Here is a 21,635-nt window from a genome sequence, read left to right as displayed (position 1 = left end):
AAAGTCGCGCAAGGTATTGATCTTGCGCGACTTTTTTTGATTCAGTACACTGCTCAACACTTATTACCGTTTGGAGCATTTGGATGCACCATCTCCGCCGCGCCGCAGTGAACCGTTTTCTCCAGCTTTTGGGCTTTGTTGTCGTGAGCGCGGCGCTGGCTGCGCCCGGCGCGCACGCCCAGGAACGCAAAAAAGCATCCGTCAAGAAACAGCAGACCAGCGCTTCGAGCGCCAGCGCCAAGCGGTCTGTAGCGCCACGCAAGGCTGCCACGGCGACCAAGCCCGTGCGCGTATCTGCCAAGACCTCCAAGGCGGCCACCCGGGTCGCTTTTGTGCCTGCCAAGCCTTCCTTCGGGCAGATCGCCGGCCTGCACGAGGTCAATGACCCCCTGGACCTGAAGTCCAGCGTCGCACTCGTCATCGACCAGGACACGCACGAAGTGCTGTTGTCCAAGAACGACCACGCCGTGCTGCCCATCGCCTCGCTGACCAAGCTGATGACGGGCATGATCATTTCCCAGGCCAAGCTGCCCATGGAAGAGCCCATCACCATCACGCAGGACGATGTGGACACTGAAAAGGGCAGCCGTTCGCGCCTGGTGGTCGGTGCCACGCTCACGCGCGGCGAGATGCTGCACCTGGCGCTCATGTCCAGCGAGAACCGCGCAGCCCACGCCCTGGGCCGCACCTACCCCGGCGGTCTGGAAGTCTTCGTGGCGCAGATGAATGCCAAGGCCAAGCTGCTGGGCATGACCGACACGCGCTATGTGGAGCCTACCGGCCTGTCGAGCCGCAACCAGTCCAGCGCCCGCGATCTGGCCACCCTGGTCAACGTCGCACATGGCGACCCGCTGTTGCGTGAGCTCTCCACTTCGCCCGGATACGAGGTGGCAGTGGGCCAGCGCACGTTGCAATACAACAACACCAACGGCCTGGTGAAGAACCCCACGTGGGACATCGGCTTGCAGAAGACCGGCTATATCTCCGAGGCAGGTCGCTGCCTCGTGATGCAGACCCAGATCTCCGGCCGCAAGCTGATCATGGTGTTCCTGGACTCCGCAGGCAAATTCAGCCGCCTGGGAGACGCAGAGCGCGTGCGCCATTGGGTCGAGACGCTGCCATCCTCGCTGGCTGCACCGCTGCAGGCCCGTGCCGCGATCCCCGCGGTGAAGTAATTTGGTGAAGTAGAGGCAGATGGGCAGGCGGCGCCACGTGCGATCTGACTGCCGGATGGGCTGAACCCCGGCAAGGGGGCCCATGAAAAAAGGCCGGCTGTGGCAACACAGGCCGGCCTTTTTGCTGGGCCAATCCGCGAAGGCGGTACACCGGGGGGCAAGGCATTGCACGGCACAGCCATCGACGCCGCGCGGCCGCGCTGCAAGCCGGGCGCGTGAGCGGCCCTGCCTGGCGCAGGGTCCGTCGGTCCGTCAGCCCAGTCCGGTACCGCGTGCCGCGGCGTCGGCCGTCAGCTCCGCGCTGGCGGTGTGGCCCAGTGCGTGGGATATCTCGTTGGCTGTGGCCTGCAGCTTGGGCAGCCAGCCTTCGTCCAGCCTGTCCGCCGGGGCCGAGATGGACAGGCCTGCCACCAGCTTGCCCTGGTCGTCGTAGACGCCGGCTGCCATGCAGCGCACGCCCAGCTCCAGCTCCTCGTTGTCGCGTGCCATGCCGTATTGCCGCGCCTTGGCCAGCTCGCGCTCCAGCAGGGGGAGCTGGGTGATGCTGTTGCGCGTATGGCCTGCCAGGCCAGTGCGCGTGGCGTAGGCGCGCACGCGCTGCGGGTCGTCCAGCGCCAGAAAGAGCTTGCCGGTGGATGTCAGGTGCAAGGGTGCCCGGCCGCCGATGGCGCGCACCACCTGCATGCCGGAGCGCTCGCTGTAGGCGCGCTCCACGTACACGATCTCGTCGCCCTGGCGCATGCTCAGGTTCACCGGCTGCTGAATCAGCTTGTGCAGGTTGCGCATGGGTGTGAGTGCCGCGTCGCGCACGCTCAGGCGTGCCTTGACCAGGTTGCCCAGCTCCAGCAGACGCATGCCCAGGCGGTAGCTGCCCGATTCCGGCCGGTCCACAAACCGCCCGATCGTGAGGTCGTTCAGGATCCGGTGGGTGGTGGACGGGTGCAGGCCTGTCTTCTCGCTGATTTCCTTGAGGGAGATGGCTTCCTCGCGCGAAGCCAGCACATCGATCAGCGTGAACATGCGCTCAAGGACCTGAACGCTGGGTTTGACAGGAATGCTCGGATCGTTTTTTTTCATGGCGGCGGTGCTGTGGCGACCTCCGCATTTTATCTTGTGAAATGCAAACGCGCTGTCAGGGGTTGGGCGGGGCGGTGTCGGTTGTGCGCAGCCACTGCCCGTCGGTGCGCAGTTCGTGGGGGTGAAAGCGCGCCTTGTAGTTCATCTTGGGGCTGGCTTCGATCCAGTAGCCCAGATACACGTGGGGCAGGTCCAGCGAGCGGGCCTGTGCGATCTGCCACATCACGTTGTAGGTGCCGTAGCTGCAGTGGGGCTCGGGCTCGTAGAAGGTGTACACCGCCGACAGGCCGTCGTCCAGCACATCCAGGATGGACACCATCTTGAGCGCACCCGGCTCGCCGTCCGCATCCAGCTCGCGGAATTCCACCAGCCGCGAATTCACCCGGCTTTGCAGCAGGAACTGCGTGTACTGGTCGATGCTGTCGTGGTCCATGCCGCCGCCTGCGTGGCGGCCGTTCTGGTAGCGCAGGTACAGCTGGTAGTGTTCCGGCACGAAGCACAGGCGCAGCACGCGCGCCTGCAGGTTGCCGTGGCGGGCTACGGACCGCCGCTGGCTGCGGTCGGGCTTGAATTCATTGACCAGCACGCGCAGCGGTGTGCAGGCGTGGCAGCCGTCGCAGTAGGGGCGGTAGGTGAACATGCCGCTGCGGCGGAAGCCCTTCGCGACCAGGTCCGAGTAGACGTCGCTCTGGATCAAATGGCTGGGCGTGGCGACCTGCGAGCGCGCCTGCCGGTCCGGCAGATAGCTGCAGGGATACGGGGCCGTCGCGTAGAACTGCAGGGTCTGCAGCGGAAGGTCGTTGAGTTGCGTCATGCCGTAAAGACTGTGGAGGGCAGCAGCTCGGTCCAGTATACGGGGTTGAATCTCCATGCGGGTGCGGGCAAACGCTGGGCCTGCTGCACATGCGCGACGAAGGTGCGCCGGTCGATCTCGCGGCCACCCAGGGATGCCAGGTGGCGGGTGTTCTGCTGGCAGTCGATGAGCTGCACGCCATGGTGGCGGCACAGTGCCACCAGGGCCGACAGCGCGATCTTGGAGGCATCGGTGGCGTGCGCGAACATGGATTCGCCGAACACGGCCTGCCCCAGGGCCACGCAATAGAGCCCGCCCACCAGCCGGCCATCGATCCAGGTCTCCACGCTGTGCGCGTGGCCGGCCTCGTGCAGGCGGGTGTAGGCATCCATCATTTCCGGCACGATCCAGGTGCCTGCCTGGCCGTCGCGCTCCTTGGTCGCGCAGGCCGTGATCACGGCGTCAAATGCGTGGTCGATGCGGATCTCGGCACGCGGATTGGCGCGAAACGCCTGCAGGGTTCTGCGCAGGGACCGGTGCAGCTTGAATTCGGCCACGTGCAGCACCATGCGCGGGTCGGGCGCCCACCAGAGGATGGGCTGCCCGGGGCCGTACCAGGGAAAGGTCCCCTGGCCGTACGCTGCCTGCAGGTGTGCGACATCCAGCACGCCGCCCGCGGCCAGCAGCCCGGGGGCGGGGTCGTCTTGGCCCCAGGCCTGGTCGGGGTGGGGCAGGGGATCTTGGGGCTCCAGCCAGGGCAGTTGCGGGGGCATGGGTCAGGCAGGCAGTGGCAGGATGATGGGCCATTGTCCGGCATGTTGCGCTGCTCGGGTGCCAGCGCATGCAGGCGCGGTGGCCTGGCAATAAAAAAGCCCACCATGGCGTGCATGGTGGGCTTTTTGCCGTGTGGCTCCTCGACCTGGGCTCGAACCAGGGACCTACGGATTAACAGTCCGGCGCTCTACCGACTGAGCTATCGAGGAATATCGGTACGACTTGCAACTGACTAATTGAAAGGCCCCGCGTACACATGCAGGGCCTGCAAAATTCTTGGCTCCTCGACCTGGGCTCGAACCAGGGACCTACGGATTAACAGTCCGGCGCTCTACCGACTGAGCTATCGAGGAACAAGACTTAGATTATATACACAAAAATAGCGCTCTGAAAACTCGCGTCACGCAATCGACGTGTGGCCTGCATGGGTGCGTGGGGCCGGGTGGCCATGGCAGCGCTGCACTCCTTCGCCATGTCAGGGTTCGGGGCGCAGCCACAGCCACACCAGCACGCACGCCATGCAGGCGGACGCCACCGCCGCCACCCAGGTGCGTGCGCCGCCCACCCACAGCACGGCGGCGCTGGCTGCCATGAAGATGGCCGCACTCCATTTGGCGCGGCGGCTGACCTTGCCGCCCTGGGCCCAGTTGCGCAGCAGCGGCCCGAAGAGCCGGTGGTTCCACAGCCATTGGTACAGCCGCGGAGAGCTGCGCGCTGCCGCCCACGCGGCCATCAGGATGAACACGGTGGTCGGCAGGCCCGGCACGATCACGCCGATGATGCCCATCACCAGGCACAGCACGGCAAACGCCAGCAGCAACCACCGCACGGGCCACGGCAGCGGGCGCAGCGGCGGGCCGCTGTCAGGGGCGGCGCTGGCGATGTCTGGGTGTGGAGGCTTGTTGGCCATGGTGCTTATTGTCGCCCGGTGCCGGCTTGTGTCGGCCTGTGTCGGGGTGGAGCGGCTCTTTTGGCACGCTGTGTGCAGCGCCAGGCCGGCCGCGCTATGCTGCGCCCCACCGGGCAGCCGCTCCACCATGTCTTCACCACCCCCACGATGACCGTTCACACCATCCTCAAGATGGGCGACCCGCGCCTGCTGCGCATTGCCCAGCCTGTCACCGAGTTCGACACCGACGCACTGCACCTGCTGGTGCGCGACATGTTCGACACCATGCGCGCCGTCAACGGCGCGGGCCTGGCCGCACCGCAGATCGGGGTGGACCTGCAGCTGGTGATCTTCGGCTCCAACGACCGCAACCCCCGCTATCCGGACCGCCCCGTGGTGCCGCCCACTGTGCTGCTCAACCCGGTGATCACGCCGCTGGGCGATGAGGAGGAAGAGGATTGGGAAGGTTGCCTTTCGGTGCCCGGCCTGCGCGGCAAGGTGCCGCGGTGGGCGCGCATCCGCTACACCGGGTTCGACCGGTACGGCGACCCCATCGACCGCACGGTCGATGGCTTTCATGCACGCGTGGTGCAGCATGAATGCGACCATCTGGTTGGCAAGCTCTACCCGATGCGGGTGCGCGACTTCACGCAGTTCGGCTTCACCGAAGTGCTGTTCCCCGAGATCAGCGCGGACGAAGACGACTGAGTAGCGCAACAGAGCCGCATCGCCGCGCGCGCTTTCGTTGTCAGTCCGAAAGCTCGCGCAGCAGCTCCGTCTCGATCTGAATCTGCCGCGCGTTGTTCTGCAGCTCGGGCCCTTGCACCAGGAAGGTGTCTTCCACCCGCTCGCCCAGCGTGCTCACCTTGGCGAGCTGCACGCTCAGGTGGTGGTGCGCCAGGATGCGCGCCACCAGGTACAGCAGGCCTGCGCGGTCGCTGGCCGAGATGGCCAGCAGCCAGCGCTGCGCTTTTTCGTCCGGCCGCAAGGTGACGCGCGGCGCCACCGGAAAGCTCTTGACGCGGCGCGACACCCGCCGGCGCGCGGGCTCCGGCAGCGGGCCACCGGTTTCGATCACCCGCACCAGATCGCTCTCGACCATGTGCGTGAGCTCGCGGTAGTGTCCCGGCTGCGCGGCGGCGGAAGAGGCCACCACCTGGAACGTATCGAGCGCATAGCCGTTGTTGGCCGTGTGCACGCGCGCATCCAGAATGGAAAAGCCCGCACGGTCGAAGTAGCCGCAGATGCGCGCGAACAGGTCGGCCTGGTCGGCCGCATACACCATGACCTGCAGGCCGTCGCCGGCCAGCGACTGGCGCGCGCGCACCACCGGCTTGGCGGTGCCCACATGCCGCGACAGGTGCCGCGTGTGCCAGGCAATGTCGGCCGCCTCGTGGCGCATGAAATAGCTCACATCCAGAGTGGCCCACAGGGCCTTGTGCGCCTCGAAGGGCAGGGCACTGAGCGCCAGCAGCACCAGCGCCTCGCGCTTGCGCGCCTCGATCTCGGCGGCGGCGTCCGGCGCGCGGCCGCCCAGGGTGCGCAGGGTGGAGCGGTACAGGTCCTCCAGCAGCTTGCCCTTCCAGGCATTCCAGACCTTGGGGCTGGTGCCGCGGATGTCGGCCACCGTCAGCAGATACAGCGCCGTGAGGTAGCGCTCGTTGCCCACGCGCCGCGCAAAGGCGGCGATCACGTCGGGGTCCGACAGGTCTTCTTTCTGGGCGATGCGGCTCATCGACAGGTGCTCGCTGACCAGGAACTCGACCAGCCTGGCGTCCTCGCGGTCCACGCTGTGCTGGCGGCAGAAATTGCGCACCTCCTGCGCGCCGATCACCGAATGGTCGCCGCCGCGGCCCTTGCCGATGTCGTGGAACAGCGCCGCCAGGTACAGCAGCCAGGGCTTGTCCCAGCCGCCCGCCAGTTGCGAGCAGAAGGGGTATTCGTGCGCATGCTCAGCCATGAAGAACCGGCGCACGTTGCGCAGCACCATCAGGATGTGCTGGTCCACCGTGTAGACGTGAAACAGGTCGTGCTGCATCTGCCCCACGATGCCGCGAAACGCCCACAGATAGCGCCCCAGCACCGAGGTCTGGTTCATGAGCCGCATCGCATGCGTGATGCCCGAGGGCTGCTGCAGGATGCGCATGAAGTTGGCCCGGTTGACCGGGTCGCGCCGGAAGGCCGCGTCCATCACGCCCCGGGCGTTGTACAGCGCGCGCAGGGTGCGGGCCGACAGGTCCTTCAGGCCCACCGTCGTCTGGTAGAGCAGGAAGGTCTCCAGAATGGCGTGCGGGTCGCGCTGGTACAGGTCGTCGCTGGCCACCTCGATGAGGCCGGCTTTCTCGAAGAAGCGCTCGTTGATGGGCCGCGGCTCGTGCGTGGAGGGGTTCAGACGCTCCTCGATGTTCAGCAGCAGGATCTGGCTGAGCTGGGACACCGCCTTGGCTGCCCAGTAATAGCGCCGCATCAGGCTTTCGCTGGCGCGCATCGGCAGGCGCGATCCGTCGGGCGCCTGCGAGCGGTAGCCGAACGATTCGGCCACGGCGGTCTGCAGGTCGAACACCAGGCGGTCTTCATGCCGTCCGGCGGCGGCGTGCAGGCGTGCGCGGATGAGGCACAGCACCGCCTCGTTGCGCTCGATCTGGCGGACCTCGAAAGCCGTGGCCATGCCGCTGGCGGCCAGTTCCTTCCAGTTGCGGCCCAGGCCCGCGGCCTGGGACACCCACAGGATCATCTGCAGGTCGCGCAGCCCGCCGGGCGACTCCTTGCAGTTGGGCTCCAGCGAGTAGGGCGTGTTCTCGTACTTGTTGTGGCGCTGGCGCATCTCCAGCGTCTTGGCCACCAAAAATGCCTGCGGGTCCATCTGCAGCCGGTACTGGCGCTGGAACTCGGCGAACAGCGCCGCGTTGCCGCACACCAGGCGCGATTCGAGCAGCGAGGTCTGCACGGTGACATCGCCTGCGCTCTCGGCCAGGCATTCGGCCACGGTGCGCACGCTCGAGCCGATCTCCAGGCCCGCATCCCAGCAGCTGCCGATGAAGCCTTCGAGCTGGGTGCGCAGCACGCTGCCGGCCTCGGGCGCCGCGCCCTCGGGCAGCAGCAGCAGCACATCGACGTCCGAATACGGAAAAAGCTGGTCGCGCCCGAACCCGCCCACCGCCACCAGCGCCATGTCGGCCGGCAGTTCGGCGCGCTGCCACAGCGTCTGCAGCAGGTTGCCCGCCAGGGTGGAGAGCCTGCGCAGCAGCACGCGGATGCCGCGCGTGGAGGCGCCCGTGGCCTGCAGGTCGGTCAGCAGGGCGGTCTTGTCGCGGCGGTAGGCATCCCGCAGGGCATGCACGTCGGCCAGGGGGCGCACCTCGGGCAGGGCTTGGATGTCGGTCATGGTCGTCGGGCGTCGCGATGAAGAAGGGCCATGCAAAAAGCCATGCAAGAGTTGTGCGCGCCGACGGGCAGGGGCCGGCGTGGGGTCAGGTCCTGGTCGCGGTCACGAAGGACGGCAGCGGCGGTGAGCCGGCCGACAGCGTCATCACTTCGTACCCCGTTTCGGTGACCAGCACCGTGTGCTCCCACTGGGCGGACAGGCTGTGGTCCTTGGTCACGATGGTCCAGCCGTCGTTGCCGAATTCCTTCACCTCGCGGCGGCCGGCGTTGATCATGGGCTCGATGGTGAAGACCATGCCGGGCACCAGCTCGTCCAGCGTGCCGGGACGGCCGTAGTGCAGCACCTGGGGCTCTTCGTGGAACTTCTGCCCGATGCCGTGGCCGCAGAACTCGCGCACGATCGAGAAACCCTGCGCCTCGGCGAACTTCTGGATGGCGTGGCCGATGTCGCCCAGGTGGGCACCCGGCTTGACCTGCACGATGCCGTGCCACATGGCGTCGAAGGTGATGGCACACAGGCGCTTGGCCGCGATGGAGCCTTCGCCGATGATGTACATGCGGCTGTTGTCGCCGTACCAGCCGTCCTTGGTGATCACGGTCACGTCCACGTTGACGATGTCGCCCTTCTTCAAAGGCTTGTCGTTGGGGATGCCGTGGCACACCACGTGGTTGACCGAGGTGCACAGCGAGGCCGGGTAGGGCGGGTAGCCGGGGGGCTGGTAGCCCACGGTGGCTGAGATGGTGCCTTGCTGCGCCATGCATTCGGCGCCCAGGCGGTCGATCTCTTTGGTGGTGATGCCGGGTTTGATGTGCGGGGCGATGTAGTCCAGCACTTCGGAGGCCAGGCGGCACGCCAGGCGCATGCCTTCGATGTCCGCGGCGCTTTTGATGGTGATGCTCATGCCGCAATTATCCCATCGCACCCCGCCGGCTGCAGCGGCGCCCGGTGAGCCCGGTAAAATACCGGGCTGACCACTTGGCTCCCGCCCACCGGCCGGGGGCTTCGCGTCAGCGCCACCACGTACCCTCACACCCAACAGGCCGCTACAGTGACCTTGCACATGACCACGCTGGCGGGCGGCAACGCCCTCAGCACCTTCCGCGCCCAGCAACTCCAACCGGCCCTGCAAGCCATCCACCCCAAAATCGACGGCATTGCAGCGCGCTTCGTGCACCTGGTCGCCACGGATGCGGCCCCCACCCCTGCCGAGCAAGAGCGCCTGTCGGCCCTGCTCACCTACGGCGACCCCTACGCCGGGCCCGAAGACGGCGCTGCCATCGTCGTCACGCCGCGCCTGGGCACGCTGTCGCCTTGGGCCTCCAAGGCCACCGATATCGCGCGCAACTGCGGCATCGCCATCCGCCGCGTGGAGCGCATCACCGAATACCGCATCAGCCTCAAGTCCGGCCTGCTGGGCCGCACGCCCGAGCTGACCGCCGAGCAACTGGCCGAGGTGGCGGCCCTGCTGCACGACCGCATGACCGAGTCCGTGGTGGCCGACCGCGCCGCCGCCGCAGCGCTGTTCACCGAGCTGCAGCCCGCCGCCATGGAGCATGTCAACGTGCTCGGCGGTGGCCGCGGTGCGCTGGAGGCCGCCAACACCCGTTTCGGCCTGGCCTTGGCCGAGGACGAGATCGACTACCTGGTCAACGCCTTCACCGGCCTCGCGCGCAACCCCACCGACGTGGAGCTGATGATGTTCGCGCAGGCCAACAGCGAGCACTGCCGCCACAAGATCTTCAACGCCCAGTTCACCATCGACGGCGTGGCGCAGGAAAAATCGCTGTTCGGCATGATCCGCAACACCCACCAGCTGGCGCCCCAGCACACGGTGATCGCGTATTCGGACAACGCCTCGGTCATGGAAGGCGGCGAGGTCGAGCGGTTTGTGGCCAAAATGGCCTCTACCGCTGATTCAGCGGGCGCTACCAGCTATCAAAAGAGTAGCGCCACCCAGCACGTGCTGATGAAGGTGGAAACCCACAACCACCCCACCGCCATCTCGCCCTTCCCGGGCGCATCGACGGGCGCGGGCGGCGAGATCCGCGACGAAGGCGCCACCGGCCGGGGCTCCAAGCCCAAGGCCGGCCTCACGGGCTTCACCGTGTCCAAGCTCTGGGGCAGCACCGTGGGCAAGCCCGAGCACATCGCCAGCCCGCTGCAGATCATGGTCGAAGGGCCCCTGGGCGGCGCGGCGTTCAACAACGAATTCGGCCGCCCCAACCTGGCAGGCTACTTCCGCGAGTACGAGCAGGAAGTCGGCGGCGTGCAGCGCGGCTACCACAAGCCCATCATGATCGCCGGCGGCGTGGGCGTGATCGACGCAGGCCTCACGAAGAAAATCGAATTCCCCGCCGGCTCGCTGCTCATCCAGCTGGGTGGCCCCGGCATGCGCATCGGCATGGGCGGCAGCGCTGCCAGCTCCATGGCCAGCGGCACCAATGCGGCCGAGCTCGACTTCGACTCCGTGCAGCGCGGCAACCCCGAGATCGAGCGCCGCGCGCAGGAGGTCATCAACCACTGCTGGGCGCAAGGCGCTGCCAACCCCATCCTCGCCATCCACGACGTGGGCGCGGGCGGCCTGTCCAACGCTTTTCCTGAGCTGACCAACGACGCCGGCCGTGGTGCGCGCTTCGACCTGCGTGCCGTGCCGCTCGAAGAATCGGGCATGGCGCCCAAGGAAATCTGGAGCAACGAAAGCCAGGAGCGCTACGTGCTGGCCATCGCGCCCGAGTCGCTGCCGCTGTTCAAGGCGTTCTGCGAGCGCGAGCGCTGCCCCTTCGCCGTGATCGGCACGGCCACCGAAGAGCGCCAGCTGGTGCTGGAAGACACCGCCGTGGTGGCGGGCGACCAGAAGCTGCCGGTGGACATGCCCATGGACGTGCTGCTGGGCAAGCCGCCCAAGATGCACCGCGACGTGGCCACCGTGCAGCGCCAGTTCGCGCCCATGGACCTGACCGGCGTGCCGCTGCAAAAGGCCGTGATCGACGTGCTGGCCCATCCCACGGTGGCGTCCAAGCGCTTTCTCATCACCATCGGCGACCGCACGGTGGGCGGCCTGTCGCACCGCGATCAGATGGTCGGCCCCTGGCAAGTTCCGGTGGCGGACTGCGCGGTGACGCTGGCCGATTACAAGGGCTTTGCCGGCGAAGCGATGAGCATGGGCGAGCGCACGCCGCTGGCCGCCATCAACGCACCCGCATCGGGCCGCATGGCGGTGGCCGAGGCCATCACCAACCTGCTGGCCGCGCCCATCGAGCTGCCGCGCGTGAAGCTGTCGGCCAACTGGATGGCCGCGTGTGGCGAGCCCGGCGAAGACGCTGCGCTGTACGAAACCGTGAAGGCCGTGGGCATGGAACTGTGCCCCGCCCTGGGCATCAGCATCCCAGTGGGCAAGGATTCGCTGTCCATGCGCACGCAATGGTCTGACGGCAATGACAAGAAAAAGGTCACCTCCCCCGTCAGCCTGATCGTGAGCGCGTTCGCGTCGCTGTCCGATGTGCGCGGCACGCTCACGCCCCAGCTCGATGCGCAGGAAGACGACACCACCCTGGTGCTCATCGATCTGGGCAAGGGCCAGAACCGCATGGGCGGCAGCATCCTGGGCCAGACGCTGGAGCAAAGCGGCGACGTGGTACCCGATCTGGACGACCCGAAGGACCTGGTCAACACCGTCAACGCCGTGAACGCGCTGCGCGCCCAGGGCCGCATCCTGGCCTACCACGACCGCAGCGACGGCGGCCTGCTTGCGGCCGCGGCCGAAATGGCCTTTGCCGGCCATGTGGGCGTGTCGCTCAACGTGGACCTGCTGGTCACCGAAGGCGACGGCATCAGCGACAGCCGCATGGAAACCGGCGACGCCAAGAACTGGGCGCAGCAGGTCAGCGCACGCCGCGAGGAACTCACGCTCAAGGCCCTGTTCAACGAAGAGCTGGGCGTGGTGCTGCAGGTGCGCACCGCAGAGCGCAACGATGTGATGCAGGTGCTGCGCGAGCACGGCCTGTCCAGATTCAGCCACTTCGTGGGCAAGACGCGTCCGCAGTCGTCGAGCATCGACGCCGGCAAGGGTGAGTTGCAGGTCTGGCGTGACGCCAAGGCCGTGTTCAGCGCCAAGCTCACCGACCTGCACCAGGTGTGGGACGCCGTGAGCTGGAAGATCTGCCAGCAGCGCGACAACCCCGCCAACGCCGATGCCGAGCACGCCACCGCGGGCGAGGCCACCGACCCCGGCATGCACGTGCACCTCACGTTCGACGCGGCCGACAACGTGGCGGCGCCGTTCCTGAACCTGGCCAAACCCCGGGTGGCCATCCTGCGCGAGCAGGGCGTGAACTCGCACATCGAGATGGCCTACACCTTCACCGAGGCGGGCTTCGAGGCCTACGACGTGCACATGACCGACCTGCAGACAGGCCGCGTCAAGCTCGAAGACTTCAAGGGCGTGGTCGCCTGCGGCGGCTTCAGCTACGGCGACACGCTGGGCGCCGGCATCGGCTGGGCGCGCTCGATCACCTTCAACCCGGTGCTGTCCGAGCAGTTCCAGGGCTTCTTCGGCCGCACGGACACCTTCGGCCTGGGCGTGTGCAACGGCTGCCAGATGTTTGCGGAGCTGGCCGACATCATCCCTGGTGCGCAGGACTGGCCGCGCTTCACCACCAACCAAAGCGAGCGCTTCGAGGCCCGCCTGTCGATGGTGGAAGTGCTGGAGTCGCCCAGCCTGTTCTTTGCCGGCATGGCGGGCAGCCGCCTGCCGATTGCCGTGGCGCATGGCGAGGGCTATGCCAACTTCAAGTTCCGCGGCAACGCGGCGCAGGCAGTGGCCGCGATGCGCTTCGTGGACAACCACGGCGCCGCCACCGAGCAGTACCCGTTCAACCCGAACGGCAGCACCGGCGGCCTGACCGGCGTGACCACGCAGGACGGCCGCTTCACGGCCATCATGCCGCACCCCGAGCGCGTGTTCCGCAACGTGCAGATGAGCTGGACCAGCGGCGACCGCAGCGAACTGAGCCCCTGGATGCGCATCTGGCGCAATGCGCGCAAGTGGGTGGGATAAGGGCTGGGTGAGGGCTCAGGCCTGGCGGGTGCTGGCGACGCTGGCTGGTGCATTCCAGCCGGCAGGAGCCTGGTTCACCTGACTTGACGCCGGGCCCTTGGCCTGCTGATCGGGCAGAGTCCGGGCCCACAGCATCGCGCCGCTAGAAGCGGCCTGCGGGTAGCTTCAGCCGTCTTCAGTCCACCACCGGACGCTGGTACATCAGCAGCCGCCCCTTGTAGGCGGGCGCGGTATCCAGCGCAGGGTGGTCCAGCCGCTCTTCGACCACTTCGAACCGGTGCACGGCCATCTGCTTGTGGAAGGTGGATCGGTTGCCCCGGTTGGGGTCCACGATCCAGATCTGGGCGCCGTTGCCGGCATGGCGGTCCAGAAAGGCCGCAAGCGATGCGCGCGCATCGCGCTCGTACAGCACGTCGCTGCCCATGATCAGGTCGAAGCGGCCCTGCACGGCACCGGCCGGGGCGGGCGCGTCCGAACCCCATTGGCCGGTGCGGTACTGCAGGGGCGGCAGGCCATTCAGGCGCGTGTTCTCCTGCAGGAACTGCTGGGCCATCGGATGGCAGTCGCTGGCGGTGACGTCCACCCCGCGGCGGTGGCACACCAGGCTGGCCAGGCCCAGGCCGCAGCCGATCTCCAGCACGCGCTCTCCGGCCCGCAGAGGCCGGGTGGCCATGCGTTGCGCCAGCTGCGCGCCCGAAGGCCACAGCAGGCCGAACAGCGGCCAGGCGGCCGATGAGATGCCCAGGGCCTCGGCGGCGCCCTCGGGGTCGCTGAATTGCTGCTTGTCCAGCAGTGAACGGATGACCAGGTCGGCAGCGCCGGCGATGGCGATGTCCTCCTGCTTGGTGAGATAGCCTGGCATGGCGGGGTGCGAAGCCCGTCCAAGCACGGGCTTGCAGGGACCCCCAGAGGTGGTGGGTGAAGCCGCGAGTATGCGCCTTGCCGCGAAGTGCCTGGCAGCACAGCCCCCCGCCGCTTTGCCGGGCGGGCTTTGCGCGTGCAGGCGCCTGCCCATGTCCGCCAGCCCTGCCAGCCCTGCAACATCGCGATGGCCTGCACCGCGTTGCTATAGTGCAGCCCACAGCGGTGGGGCCGCACACCCGTGCCCGGGGCCGCGCATGCGGCCACCGTGGTGCCGCGCGATCCGCCGGACAGCCCCACCCACAACCATTTTCTTCAAGGATTCCCCATGGCTTCTGGCAGCTTGCTGGCCCTGCTCGACGATATCGCCACCATCCTCGACGATGTGGCACTGATGACCAAGGTCGCAGCCAAGAAGAGCGCGGCCATGGCCGACGACGTGTCGGTCATGACCAAGGTGGCCGCGCAGAAGACGGCCGGTGTGCTGGGGGATGACCTGGCGCTCAACGCCCAGCAGGTCACCGGCGTGCGTGCCGAGCGCGAGATCCCCGTGGTCTGGGCAGTGGCCAAGGGGTCGATGATCAACAAGGTCATCCTGGTGCCCGCCGCACTGCTGATCAGCGCCTTTGCGCCCTGGGCGGTGACGCCGCTCTTGATGGTGGGCGGCGCCTTCCTGTGCTTCGAGGGTTTCGAGAAAGTGGCGCACAAGCTGCTGCACGCACCCCATGAAGACGCGGCCGAACGCGAGAGCCACGCCCAGGCCAATGCCAACCCGGCGGTCGACCTGGTGGCTTTCGAGAAGGACAAGGTCAAGGGCGCGGTGCGCACCGACTTCATCCTGTCGGCAGAAATCATCGCCATCACGCTGGGCACCGTGGCGAACGCGCCGTTCTCGCAGCAGGTGGCCGTGCTGTCCGGCATCGCCGTCATCATGACCATCGGGGTGTACGGGCTGGTGGCCGGCATCGTCAAGCTCGACGACCTGGGCCTGTGGCTCAGCCGCAAGGCCAGCAGCGCGGCGCAGGCCGTGGGCAACGGCATTTTGCGCGCCGCGCCGTGGCTGATGAAGGGCCTGTCCATCGCGGGCACGGCGGCCATGTTCCTCGTGGGCGGTGGCATCCTGGTGCACGGCGTGCCTGCGCTGCACCATGCCGTCGATGGCACGGGCGCGGCAGCGGCGCAGTGGCCGGTGGGCGGCCTGTGGGCCGTGCTGGTGCCCAACCTGCTGAACGCGGTGGTCGGCATCATCGCCGGGGGGCTGGTGCTGGCCGCGGTGACGCTGGTCAAGCGCGTGCGGGGCAAGTCGGCTGCGCATTGAGTGCGAGCAGGGCAGCCCCTGGCAGTGTGGCAAGGCTTGCAGGTGCAGGCCTTTGTTCTTTCTTGATGTATGTCTAACGGCGGGTGAGCGGGCCTTGAGATAGGGCAAGGCCGGTGGGCGGCCGCAGCAGTTCAATGCATGCACGGGGGTCGTCCCCGTCCAACCGATGTGAACTGAACATGAAAAAGAACCTGCTGGCTGTCGTTGCCCTGTGTGTCCTGTCCTCTGGCGCTGCCATGGCGCAACAGGCCGAAGGGCCGTGGATGGTGCGTGCCCGTGCCGTGCACCTGGACAGCGCCAACAAGGACAGCACGCCCCTGGGCCTTGCCATCAACGACAAGACGATTCCTGAAGTCGACGTCACCTACTTCTTCAACCCGAACATCGCGGCCGAGCTGATCCTGACCGTGCCGCAGAAACACACGCTCAGCGCCGGTGGCACCGCCATCGGCTCGCTCAAGCACCTGCCGCCTACGCTGCTGGTGCAGTACCACTTCACCGCGCCCGGCTTCAAGCCCTATGTGGGCGCGGGCGTGAACTACACGCGCTTCTCCGGCGTGCGCTTGCCGGCGGGCGTGGACATCGACCGCAACAGCTTCGGCCCCGCGCTGCAGGTGGGTGTGGACATTCCGCTGGCCAAGAACCTGTATCTGAACTTCGACGTGAAGAAGGTGTTCATCAAGACCGATGTGTCGGCGGGCGGCGCCAAGCTGGGCACCTTCAAGGCAGACCCCGTGCTGGTGGGCGTGGGCCTGGGCTGGAGGTTCTAGAGGGCTCCCCCTGAGGCGCTGCGCGCCTGCGTGGCAGTGCCTCCTGCGGACCGGCAAAGCCGGATCCACGGTGGTGCTGGCCTGGGCAGCGCCGCTATGGATTCGGCGCGGCGGGAGACAGCGGGCTTGCCTGCCTTGATCAGCAAACCGTGCGTTCCGATCTGGCTATCTCCACCAGCGTCACGAACGCGCGAGTGTCATGCCAGCAGTCCGCAGCCCACCGGCTTGAGCACGCGTTCGGTGGATGCCGGGTACTTGGCCAGCTTGGACGCGGGCCTGCGCGGGCGTTGCACCAGGTCGCCGCCGCAGTTGGGGCAGATGTGGTCAAGCCGTGTGCTCGCGCAGTCACTGCAGAACGTGCATTCGAAGGTGCAGATGCGGGCGTCGGTGGAGTCGGGCGGCAAATCTTTGTTGCAGCATTCGCAGTTGGGGCGCAGCTCGAGCATGGGTGTCCTTGGGTGGTTGTGAAGAGGAAGATGGGGGCACTGGCGTTGCCAAGCGTATGCCAAGCCGTCGCTGCAGGGCAAGGTGCCGGTGGGGCGCGCACACGCAGTACAGCCCACTGGGCCGGCGCGCCGGCGCGCGGCTCTATCCTTTGTCAGTGGCTCCACACCGCAGCAACGCAGCAACGCAGCAACGCAGCAACGCAGCAACGCAGCTACGGCGTGCGGCCTTGCGGCGGCGCTGGCGCTGCCAGCACCACATCGGCACCCCACATGCGCTTCCACAGCCAGGGCAGGGCGGTGGCCAAGTCGGGGCGCTGCATCTGCAGCGTGGCGGCGCGCTGGCCGGCGGCCATCTCTGCGGGCGTGCCCAGGTTGAAGTGAAAGCTGTACGTGGGCTCGTTGCCCATGCGCAGGTCGGTGATGAAGACGTCGCCCCCGGCCGCTTCGCTCATCTTGAAGAAGCCGTGGCTGAACCGGGCCACGCGGTCCACCAGGGGGTGGTCACGGTAGCGTGCATACAGATCGGCGCCCCGCAAGTGGGTGGTCCACCGCACGGGGCGGTCGCCGTCCAGCAGCGAGTAGTAGCCCTCGTAGTAGTGCGTGGGTGTGACGGCCACGGCGCGCCACAGCACGGTGTTGAAGGGGGCCGGAGTGACCAGCAGCTGCTCCGGCGTGAGGTGCGGCACCGGCGCGGACGCCAGCATCTGGCGGGTGGCGATCTGCTGTGCGGCCACGCCCCAGGCCAGGTACGCCGTGCTCACCACCAGCGCGGCGCGTGCCCAGGCTATGCCGCGCCCCTGGCGCATCGCCAGCGCCAGCAGCACGCCCAGCAGCAGCGGCAGGGTGTACAGCGGGTCGATGATGAAGACGCTGCCCACGGCATACGGCGTGTCGGTGAAGGGCCGCAGCAGCTGGGTGCCGTACACCGTCATCCAGTCCAGCAGCGGGTGGGTGATGAGGGCGAGCCACAGGGCCAGCCACCAGCGCGTGAACCGGTCCGCTTCGCGGTGCAGGCGCGATACCAGCCACGCCATCGGCACCGACAGCACGGTCAGGTAGAACAGGGCATGGCTTTCTGCGCGGTGCAGCACCATGTTCAGGATGGCATCGCCGTGGTTGACGAAGGCATCCAGGTCCGGCAGCGTGCCGGCAATGCCGCCCCACAGCGCCGCCTTCCACACGGCGGTGCGGCGGCCCAGGGTGGCGATGGCAACGGAGGAGCCCAGAACGATTTGGGTGACGGAATCCATGCGGGCGTGTGGTGCGGGTGCGGGGCAGGTGGATGGACGGGGGCGCAGGCTGGTGCCGTTGCCCTTGCGACCCTATCAGGTCTGCACGACGATCGGGAATTCTCCCCGCACGCCGTCGGCCGAGGGGGCGAAGCGGACCGTGAGCGCCGTACGGTCCTTTTCGCTCAGCCGGCTCCAGAGGTAGTCGCGCGCATTGCCGGAGTCGCCGGCCACATACATCTGCGTGGTCAGCAACTCGCGCCCCGGCAGCCGCACCTTGAAGTGGATGTGCGGGGTTCGGCCGGTGTACGGCGCCGGCCGGATGGTGCGAAACCGGTACTGTCCGTCGCGCCCCAGCACCACGCGGCCAAAGCCCTGGAAGGCCGGTGCCGCCTTGCCGCCGTCCCCCGGGTGGTGGTAGTGGCCGTCGGCATCGCACTGCCAGATCTCGACCGTGCCGCCCGACAGCGGCACGCCCTGTGTGTCGGTGACCCGGCCTTCCACCCAGACGGCCTCGCCCTGGGTGTAGCGCAGCATCCCGTTGCGCAGCAGGTCGCCGTCGCTGTCCGCCGGGATGTCCATAGGGTAGTAGGGCCCCTCGGTCTGGCGCGGTGTGGGCATGGCGCGGGCCTGGGCTGCCGCCGGCTGCACCAGCAGCGCCGGTGCGGCAACCAGCGCAGCACCCCGCAGGCCCTGCTGCAGCCACTGGCGGCGTGTGGGGGCGGTGTGCCGTGGCGGAAGGTGGGCGTTGGCAATGTTGTCGGGCATGGCGGGCTCCTGCCTGGGGCGGCTGCGGGTGGGTGATCGGCTCCGTGTCGGACGCACGGCGGTAGGAGCCACCCGGCGCGCAAAAAGTGCCGCAGCCGTGCCGCGCCGGCCGGTGTAGGCGGCCTGTGCGCCGCAGGCAACGGGGAAATGACCTACACACCGCATCATCCCGCCGCCGCAGAATGTCCCGATGGCCGTGGGGTTATATTGCCTTCCACGGTCCAGCCTGCGGGCGGGATGGCCAGCTCGGAGCCTGTGGGCTCCACGGCGATTCCGCTCTATTACCAGCAGTGGCAAGCCATGCCGCGCCAGACGCTTCAAGATCCATGCCTTTGCCCAGCCCCACCGACGACATCACGCGCGGCCTGAACCAGCGCCCCGCCAGCATCTCCCCCAAGTACTTCTACGACCAGCACGGCTCAGAGCTGTTCGAGGAGATCACCCGCCTGCCCGAGTACTACCCCACCCGCACCGAAACCTCGCTCATGCAGCAGCACGCAGACAGCATTGGGCGTGCTGTGGGCCCGGGCCGTACGCTGATCGAGCTGGGTGCGGGCAATTGCCAGAAGGCGCGCACGCTGTGCCGCCTGGTGCAGCCCGCCTGCTTCGTGGGGGTGGATATTTCGGCCGACTTCCTGCAGGCCGCGGTGCAGGGCCTGCGCGACGACTTCCCCGGGCTGGATGCGCGCGCCGTGGGCGGCGACATGACCCAGGGCGTGGTGCTGCCCGCAGACATTCCGCGCAAGGGGCGGCTGGTGTTCTATCCGGGCTCGTCCATCGGCAACTTCGACCCGCCGCACGCCCTGGAGCTGCTGGCCCACATGCGGGAGCTGGTCGACGACGACGGCGGCCTCTTGATCGGCATCGACCTGCCCAAGGACGTGCAGGTGCTGGAAGCCGCCTACGACGACGCTGCGGGCGTGACGGCGGCGTTCAACCGCAACGTGCTCACGCATGTGAACCGGCTGATCGGCAGCGACTTCGACGTGCAGCAGTGGCAGCACCGCGCGTTCTTCAACCAGGAAGAGTCCCGCATCGAAATGCACCTGGAGGCCGTGGCCGACGCCGAGGTACGCTGGCCTGGTGGTGGCCGCCGGTTTGACCAGGGTGAACGCATCCACACCGAAAACAGCTACAAATACCCCCTGCCCGTGTTCACCGACATGCTGGCGCGCGCGGGGTTCTCGCAGGCCCAGGCGTGGACGGATGACCGCGGCTGGTTTGCCGTGCTGCACGCGCGCCCCTGAGGATGGATGGACTATGACCAACATGGATGTGTGCCCCCCGTTGACCGCGCTGCTCTCGCGCTATGCCGCCGTAAGAGACCACAGCGTGGCCCTGGTCGCGCCCCTGTCGGCCGAGGACTGCGGCGCGCAGTCCATGCCCGACGCCAGCCCGGCCAAATGGCACCTGGCGCACACCACCTGGTTTTTCGAAACCTTCGTGCTGGAGCCGAACGAGCCGGGCTTTACGCCCTTCGACCCCGCGTTTCGCGTGCTGTTCAATTCCTACTACAACGGCGTGGGCGCCAAGCACCCGCGTGCGCAGCGCGGGCTGCTGACCCGCCCGTCGCTCGATGCCGTGCGGGCCTACCGTGCCAACGTGGACCAGCGCATGGCGCGCCTGTTGCCCACCGTTTTGAACCACGCGGCGCTGTGCGCGCTGATCGAGTTGGGCCTGCAGCACGAGCAGCAGCACCAGGAGCTCCTGGTGACGGACGTCAAGCACCTGCTGTCGTGCAACTCTACGTGGCCGGCGTACGGCACAACTTCAGATTCGGCGGGCGACCTGGCCCTGGTGCCCGCCATCGAGCCCTTCGGGTGGCTGACGCTGGACGGCGGACTGGTGGACATCGGCCACCGGAGCGACGGTTTTGCGTTCGACAACGAATGCCCGCGCCACCGCACCTATCTGGCGCCCTATGCGCTGGCCTCGCGGCTGGTGACCAACGCGGAATGGCTGGCCTTTGTGGAAGGCGGCGGCTACGACAACCCCGCCCACTGGCTCGCCGAAGGCTGGGATTGGCGCGTGGCCCAGGGGCTTGACCACCCCCTGTACTGGCAGCAACTGGGCAGCGGCGTCTGGCATGCGTTCACGTTGGCAGGACTGCAGCCGCTGCGGGGCGACCTGCCTGTGGTGCACCTGTCGTACTACGAAGCCGATGCCTACGCCCGCTGGGTGGGCGCACGCCTGCCGACCGAAGCCGAGTGGGAGCATGCGGCGCAAGCCGCGGTGGCTGACGGGCACGGCGATCACGGCCACGGAGGCCACGACGGCCAAGCGCTGGAACAACTCTTCGGCAGCGCCTGGCAATGGACGCAGTCGAGCTACGCCGCCTACCCGGGCTTTCGCACCGCCGACGGCGCGGTGGGCGAGTACAACGGCAAGTTCATGGTCAACCAGTACGTGCTGCGCGGCAGCTCGTGCGCCACGCCTGCCGGGCATGCGCGCAGCACCTACCGCAACTTCTTCCCGGCCACGGCGCGCTGGCAGTACACGGGACTGCGCTTGGCGCGTGACGCTTGAGTCGCTTTACCGGGGCATCTGGCCCGCTCAGGGTTCCATGCGGAAGGTGTGCTGCAGCACCAGCCGGGCGGGCTCGCCGTTGCGCACCAGCGGCGCAAACTTCCAGCGGCGCACCGCATCGATCGCCGGTTTGTGCAGGGCATCTTCGCCCGTTTTCGACACTACGCGCACGGTGCCGACCAGCCCGCTGGGCATGATCTCGAACGATACCGTCACAGCGCCGCGCGCTTGGGGCGAGGTGTCATTCAGCAGGAAAGACGGGTAGCGCGGCAGCGGCGCCTCCAGCAGCGTCAAGGGCGTGTCGAGCGGTGGCGACACCTGCTGCCGCAGCAGTTGTTCGTCCTCGCGCTGGCGGAAACTGGAGACGTGGGACTCGGTGACATCCGCGCCGCGCGGCGGCGTGAACAGTGAGGAACTGCAGCCGGCCAGAGTCAGCAGGCCGAGGGTGAGCGGTGCAAGAGAAAATAGGCGGAACATGGCGATGAGAGGGGCAGGGCGCCCCGCGATCTGCGGGGCCATCCCGCCAGTATCCCGCAACTGGCGTCGGCTGCGGTCGAACGGTCGAACG

At 67.7% G+C, this 21,635-nt stretch carries 18 protein-coding genes and 2 tRNA genes; 7 read left to right on the top strand and 13 right to left on the bottom strand.

Features of this window, described 5'->3' with window-relative positions; genetic code table 11:
- Nucleotides 1-83 precede the first annotated feature (83 nt).
- Nucleotides 84-1,175: a D-alanyl-D-alanine endopeptidase gene (gene pbpG / locus ACIGHN_RS19055; RefSeq protein WP_396505578.1), complete on the top strand. Its 1,092-nt coding sequence runs from the start codon at nt 84-86 to the stop codon at nt 1,173-1,175.
- Between the two features lie 252 nt (nt 1,176-1,427).
- Here the strand turns inward: pbpG and ACIGHN_RS19050 are convergent, their stop codons facing one another.
- From ACIGHN_RS19050 to ACIGHN_RS19025, 6 genes are all read right to left on the bottom strand, one after another.
- The gene (locus tag ACIGHN_RS19050) at nt 1,428-2,252 is read right to left on the bottom strand and encodes an IclR family transcriptional regulator (protein WP_056421223.1); all 825 of its coding nucleotides are present in this window, start codon (nt 2,250-2,252) and stop codon (nt 1,428-1,430) included.
- Between the two features lie 55 nt (nt 2,253-2,307).
- Complete coding sequence (locus ACIGHN_RS19045; protein WP_396505577.1) at nt 2,308-3,066, bottom strand: arginyltransferase; 759 nt, start codon at nt 3,064-3,066, stop codon at nt 2,308-2,310.
- Nucleotides 3,063-3,818 (bottom strand): leucyl/phenylalanyl-tRNA--protein transferase, encoded by a 756-nt coding sequence (gene aat / locus ACIGHN_RS19040; protein ID WP_056421225.1) that lies wholly within the window; start codon nt 3,816-3,818, stop codon nt 3,063-3,065. The genes ACIGHN_RS19045 and aat overlap by 4 nt, the downstream gene beginning before the upstream one ends.
- 134 nt (nt 3,819-3,952) lie before the next feature.
- Nucleotides 3,953-4,028: transfer RNA gene (locus ACIGHN_RS19035), tRNA-Asn, on the bottom strand.
- A 68-nt stretch (nt 4,029-4,096) separates the two neighbouring features.
- A tRNA-Asn gene (locus tag ACIGHN_RS19030) sits at nt 4,097-4,172 on the bottom strand.
- 122 nt (nt 4,173-4,294) lie between these two features.
- Nucleotides 4,295-4,729 (bottom strand): YbaN family protein, encoded by a 435-nt coding sequence (locus ACIGHN_RS19025; protein ID WP_396505576.1) that lies wholly within the window; start codon nt 4,727-4,729, stop codon nt 4,295-4,297.
- Between the two features lie 147 nt (nt 4,730-4,876).
- Between ACIGHN_RS19025 and def the strand changes: the two genes are divergently transcribed.
- A complete protein-coding gene (gene def / locus ACIGHN_RS19020) occupies nt 4,877-5,416 on the top strand; it encodes a peptide deformylase (RefSeq protein WP_396505575.1) in 540 nt (179 codons plus the stop codon).
- Nucleotides 5,417-5,456: 40 nt separating this feature from the next.
- Here def and ACIGHN_RS19015 read toward each other — a convergent pair whose 3' ends face one another.
- Both ACIGHN_RS19015 and map read right to left on the bottom strand, forming a co-directional pair.
- The gene (locus ACIGHN_RS19015; protein WP_056421226.1) at nt 5,457-8,093 is read right to left on the bottom strand and encodes a [protein-PII] uridylyltransferase; all 2,637 of its coding nucleotides are present in this window, start codon (nt 8,091-8,093) and stop codon (nt 5,457-5,459) included.
- Between the two features lie 85 nt (nt 8,094-8,178).
- Nucleotides 8,179-8,994 (bottom strand): type I methionyl aminopeptidase, encoded by an 816-nt coding sequence (gene map / locus ACIGHN_RS19010; RefSeq protein ID WP_056168032.1) that lies wholly within the window; start codon nt 8,992-8,994, stop codon nt 8,179-8,181.
- A gap of 147 nt (nt 8,995-9,141) precedes the next feature.
- Here map and purL point away from each other — a divergent pair, with 147 nt between their 5' ends.
- The gene (gene purL / locus ACIGHN_RS19005; protein WP_396505574.1) at nt 9,142-13,149 is read left to right on the top strand and encodes a phosphoribosylformylglycinamidine synthase; all 4,008 of its coding nucleotides are present in this window, start codon (nt 9,142-9,144) and stop codon (nt 13,147-13,149) included.
- A gap of 175 nt (nt 13,150-13,324) precedes the next feature.
- Here the strand turns inward: purL and ACIGHN_RS19000 are convergent, their stop codons facing one another.
- A complete protein-coding gene (locus ACIGHN_RS19000; protein ID WP_396505573.1) occupies nt 13,325-14,011 on the bottom strand; it encodes a class I SAM-dependent methyltransferase in 687 nt (228 codons plus the stop codon).
- Nucleotides 14,012-14,338: 327 nt separating this feature from the next.
- Here ACIGHN_RS19000 and ACIGHN_RS18995 point away from each other — a divergent pair, with 327 nt between their 5' ends.
- Both ACIGHN_RS18995 and ACIGHN_RS18990 read left to right on the top strand, forming a co-directional pair.
- On the top strand, nt 14,339-15,328 hold the full coding sequence (locus ACIGHN_RS18995; protein WP_056421229.1) for a DUF808 domain-containing protein: 990 nt from the start codon (nt 14,339-14,341) through the stop codon (nt 15,326-15,328).
- A 179-nt stretch (nt 15,329-15,507) separates the two neighbouring features.
- Entirely contained in the window at nt 15,508-16,098 is a 591-nt protein-coding gene (locus ACIGHN_RS18990) for an OmpW family protein (protein WP_396505572.1), read from the top strand.
- Nucleotides 16,099-16,295: 197 nt separating this feature from the next.
- Here the strand turns inward: ACIGHN_RS18990 and ACIGHN_RS18985 are convergent, their stop codons facing one another.
- The 3 genes from ACIGHN_RS18985 to ACIGHN_RS18975 form a co-directional block, all read right to left on the bottom strand.
- Nucleotides 16,296-16,544 (bottom strand): DUF1272 domain-containing protein, encoded by a 249-nt coding sequence (locus ACIGHN_RS18985; protein WP_056421231.1) that lies wholly within the window; start codon nt 16,542-16,544, stop codon nt 16,296-16,298.
- A gap of 212 nt (nt 16,545-16,756) precedes the next feature.
- Nucleotides 16,757-17,794 (bottom strand): metal-dependent hydrolase, encoded by a 1,038-nt coding sequence (locus ACIGHN_RS18980; RefSeq protein ID WP_396505571.1) that lies wholly within the window; start codon nt 17,792-17,794, stop codon nt 16,757-16,759.
- A 75-nt stretch (nt 17,795-17,869) separates the two neighbouring features.
- Entirely contained in the window at nt 17,870-18,541 is a 672-nt protein-coding gene (locus ACIGHN_RS18975; RefSeq protein WP_396505570.1) for an intradiol ring-cleavage dioxygenase, read from the bottom strand.
- Between the two features lie 326 nt (nt 18,542-18,867).
- Here ACIGHN_RS18975 and egtD point away from each other — a divergent pair, with 326 nt between their 5' ends.
- A complete protein-coding gene (gene egtD / locus ACIGHN_RS18970) occupies nt 18,868-19,788 on the top strand; it encodes an L-histidine N(alpha)-methyltransferase (RefSeq protein WP_396505569.1) in 921 nt (306 codons plus the stop codon).
- 13 nt (nt 19,789-19,801) lie between these two features.
- Nucleotides 19,802-21,067, top strand: a complete 1,266-nt coding sequence (gene egtB, locus ACIGHN_RS18965) for an ergothioneine biosynthesis protein EgtB (RefSeq protein WP_396505568.1) — start codon at nt 19,802-19,804, stop codon at nt 21,065-21,067.
- Between the two features lie 27 nt (nt 21,068-21,094).
- Here egtB and ACIGHN_RS18960 read toward each other — a convergent pair whose 3' ends face one another.
- Nucleotides 21,095-21,544, bottom strand: a complete 450-nt coding sequence (locus ACIGHN_RS18960; protein ID WP_396505567.1) for an energy transducer TonB — start codon at nt 21,542-21,544, stop codon at nt 21,095-21,097.
- Between the last annotated feature and the right edge of the window lie 91 nt (nt 21,545-21,635).

The sequence above is a fragment of the Acidovorax sp. NPDC077693 genome, from assembly GCF_044542805.1.
Classification (GTDB): Bacteria; Pseudomonadota; Gammaproteobacteria; order Burkholderiales; family Burkholderiaceae_C; genus Acidovorax.
This window is presented reverse-complemented; position numbering and strand designations above follow the sequence as displayed.

What these genes read in the sequence shown, in the direction of transcription:
- pbpG (WP_396505578.1), top strand. Translation starts at nt 84, where the DNA reads ATGCACCATCTCCGCCGCGCCGCAGTGAACCGTTTTCTCCAGCTTTTG.
- ACIGHN_RS19050 (WP_056421223.1), bottom strand. Translation starts at nt 2,252, where the DNA reads ATGAAAAAAAACGATCCGAGCATTCCTGTCAAACCCAGCGTTCAGGTC.
- ACIGHN_RS19045 (WP_396505577.1), bottom strand. Translation starts at nt 3,066, where the DNA reads ATGACGCAACTCAACGACCTTCCGCTGCAGACCCTGCAGTTCTACGCG.
- aat (WP_056421225.1), bottom strand. Translation starts at nt 3,818, where the DNA reads ATGCCCCCGCAACTGCCCTGGCTGGAGCCCCAAGATCCCCTGCCCCAC.
- ACIGHN_RS19025 (WP_396505576.1), bottom strand. Translation starts at nt 4,729, where the DNA reads ATGGCCAACAAGCCTCCACACCCAGACATCGCCAGCGCCGCCCCTGAC.
- def (WP_396505575.1), top strand. Translation starts at nt 4,877, where the DNA reads ATGACCGTTCACACCATCCTCAAGATGGGCGACCCGCGCCTGCTGCGC.
- ACIGHN_RS19015 (WP_056421226.1), bottom strand. Translation starts at nt 8,093, where the DNA reads ATGACCGACATCCAAGCCCTGCCCGAGGTGCGCCCCCTGGCCGACGTG.
- map (WP_056168032.1), bottom strand. Translation starts at nt 8,994, where the DNA reads ATGAGCATCACCATCAAAAGCGCCGCGGACATCGAAGGCATGCGCCTG.
- ACIGHN_RS19000 (WP_396505573.1), bottom strand. Translation starts at nt 14,011, where the DNA reads ATGCCAGGCTATCTCACCAAGCAGGAGGACATCGCCATCGCCGGCGCT.
- ACIGHN_RS18995 (WP_056421229.1), top strand. Translation starts at nt 14,339, where the DNA reads ATGGCTTCTGGCAGCTTGCTGGCCCTGCTCGACGATATCGCCACCATC.
- ACIGHN_RS18990 (WP_396505572.1), top strand. Translation starts at nt 15,508, where the DNA reads ATGAAAAAGAACCTGCTGGCTGTCGTTGCCCTGTGTGTCCTGTCCTCT.
- ACIGHN_RS18985 (WP_056421231.1), bottom strand. Translation starts at nt 16,544, where the DNA reads ATGCTCGAGCTGCGCCCCAACTGCGAATGCTGCAACAAAGATTTGCCG.
- ACIGHN_RS18980 (WP_396505571.1), bottom strand. Translation starts at nt 17,794, where the DNA reads ATGGATTCCGTCACCCAAATCGTTCTGGGCTCCTCCGTTGCCATCGCC.
- ACIGHN_RS18975 (WP_396505570.1), bottom strand. Translation starts at nt 18,541, where the DNA reads ATGCCCGACAACATTGCCAACGCCCACCTTCCGCCACGGCACACCGCC.
- egtD (WP_396505569.1), top strand. Translation starts at nt 18,868, where the DNA reads ATGCCTTTGCCCAGCCCCACCGACGACATCACGCGCGGCCTGAACCAG.
- egtB (WP_396505568.1), top strand. Translation starts at nt 19,802, where the DNA reads ATGACCAACATGGATGTGTGCCCCCCGTTGACCGCGCTGCTCTCGCGC.
- ACIGHN_RS18960 (WP_396505567.1), bottom strand. Translation starts at nt 21,544, where the DNA reads ATGTTCCGCCTATTTTCTCTTGCACCGCTCACCCTCGGCCTGCTGACT.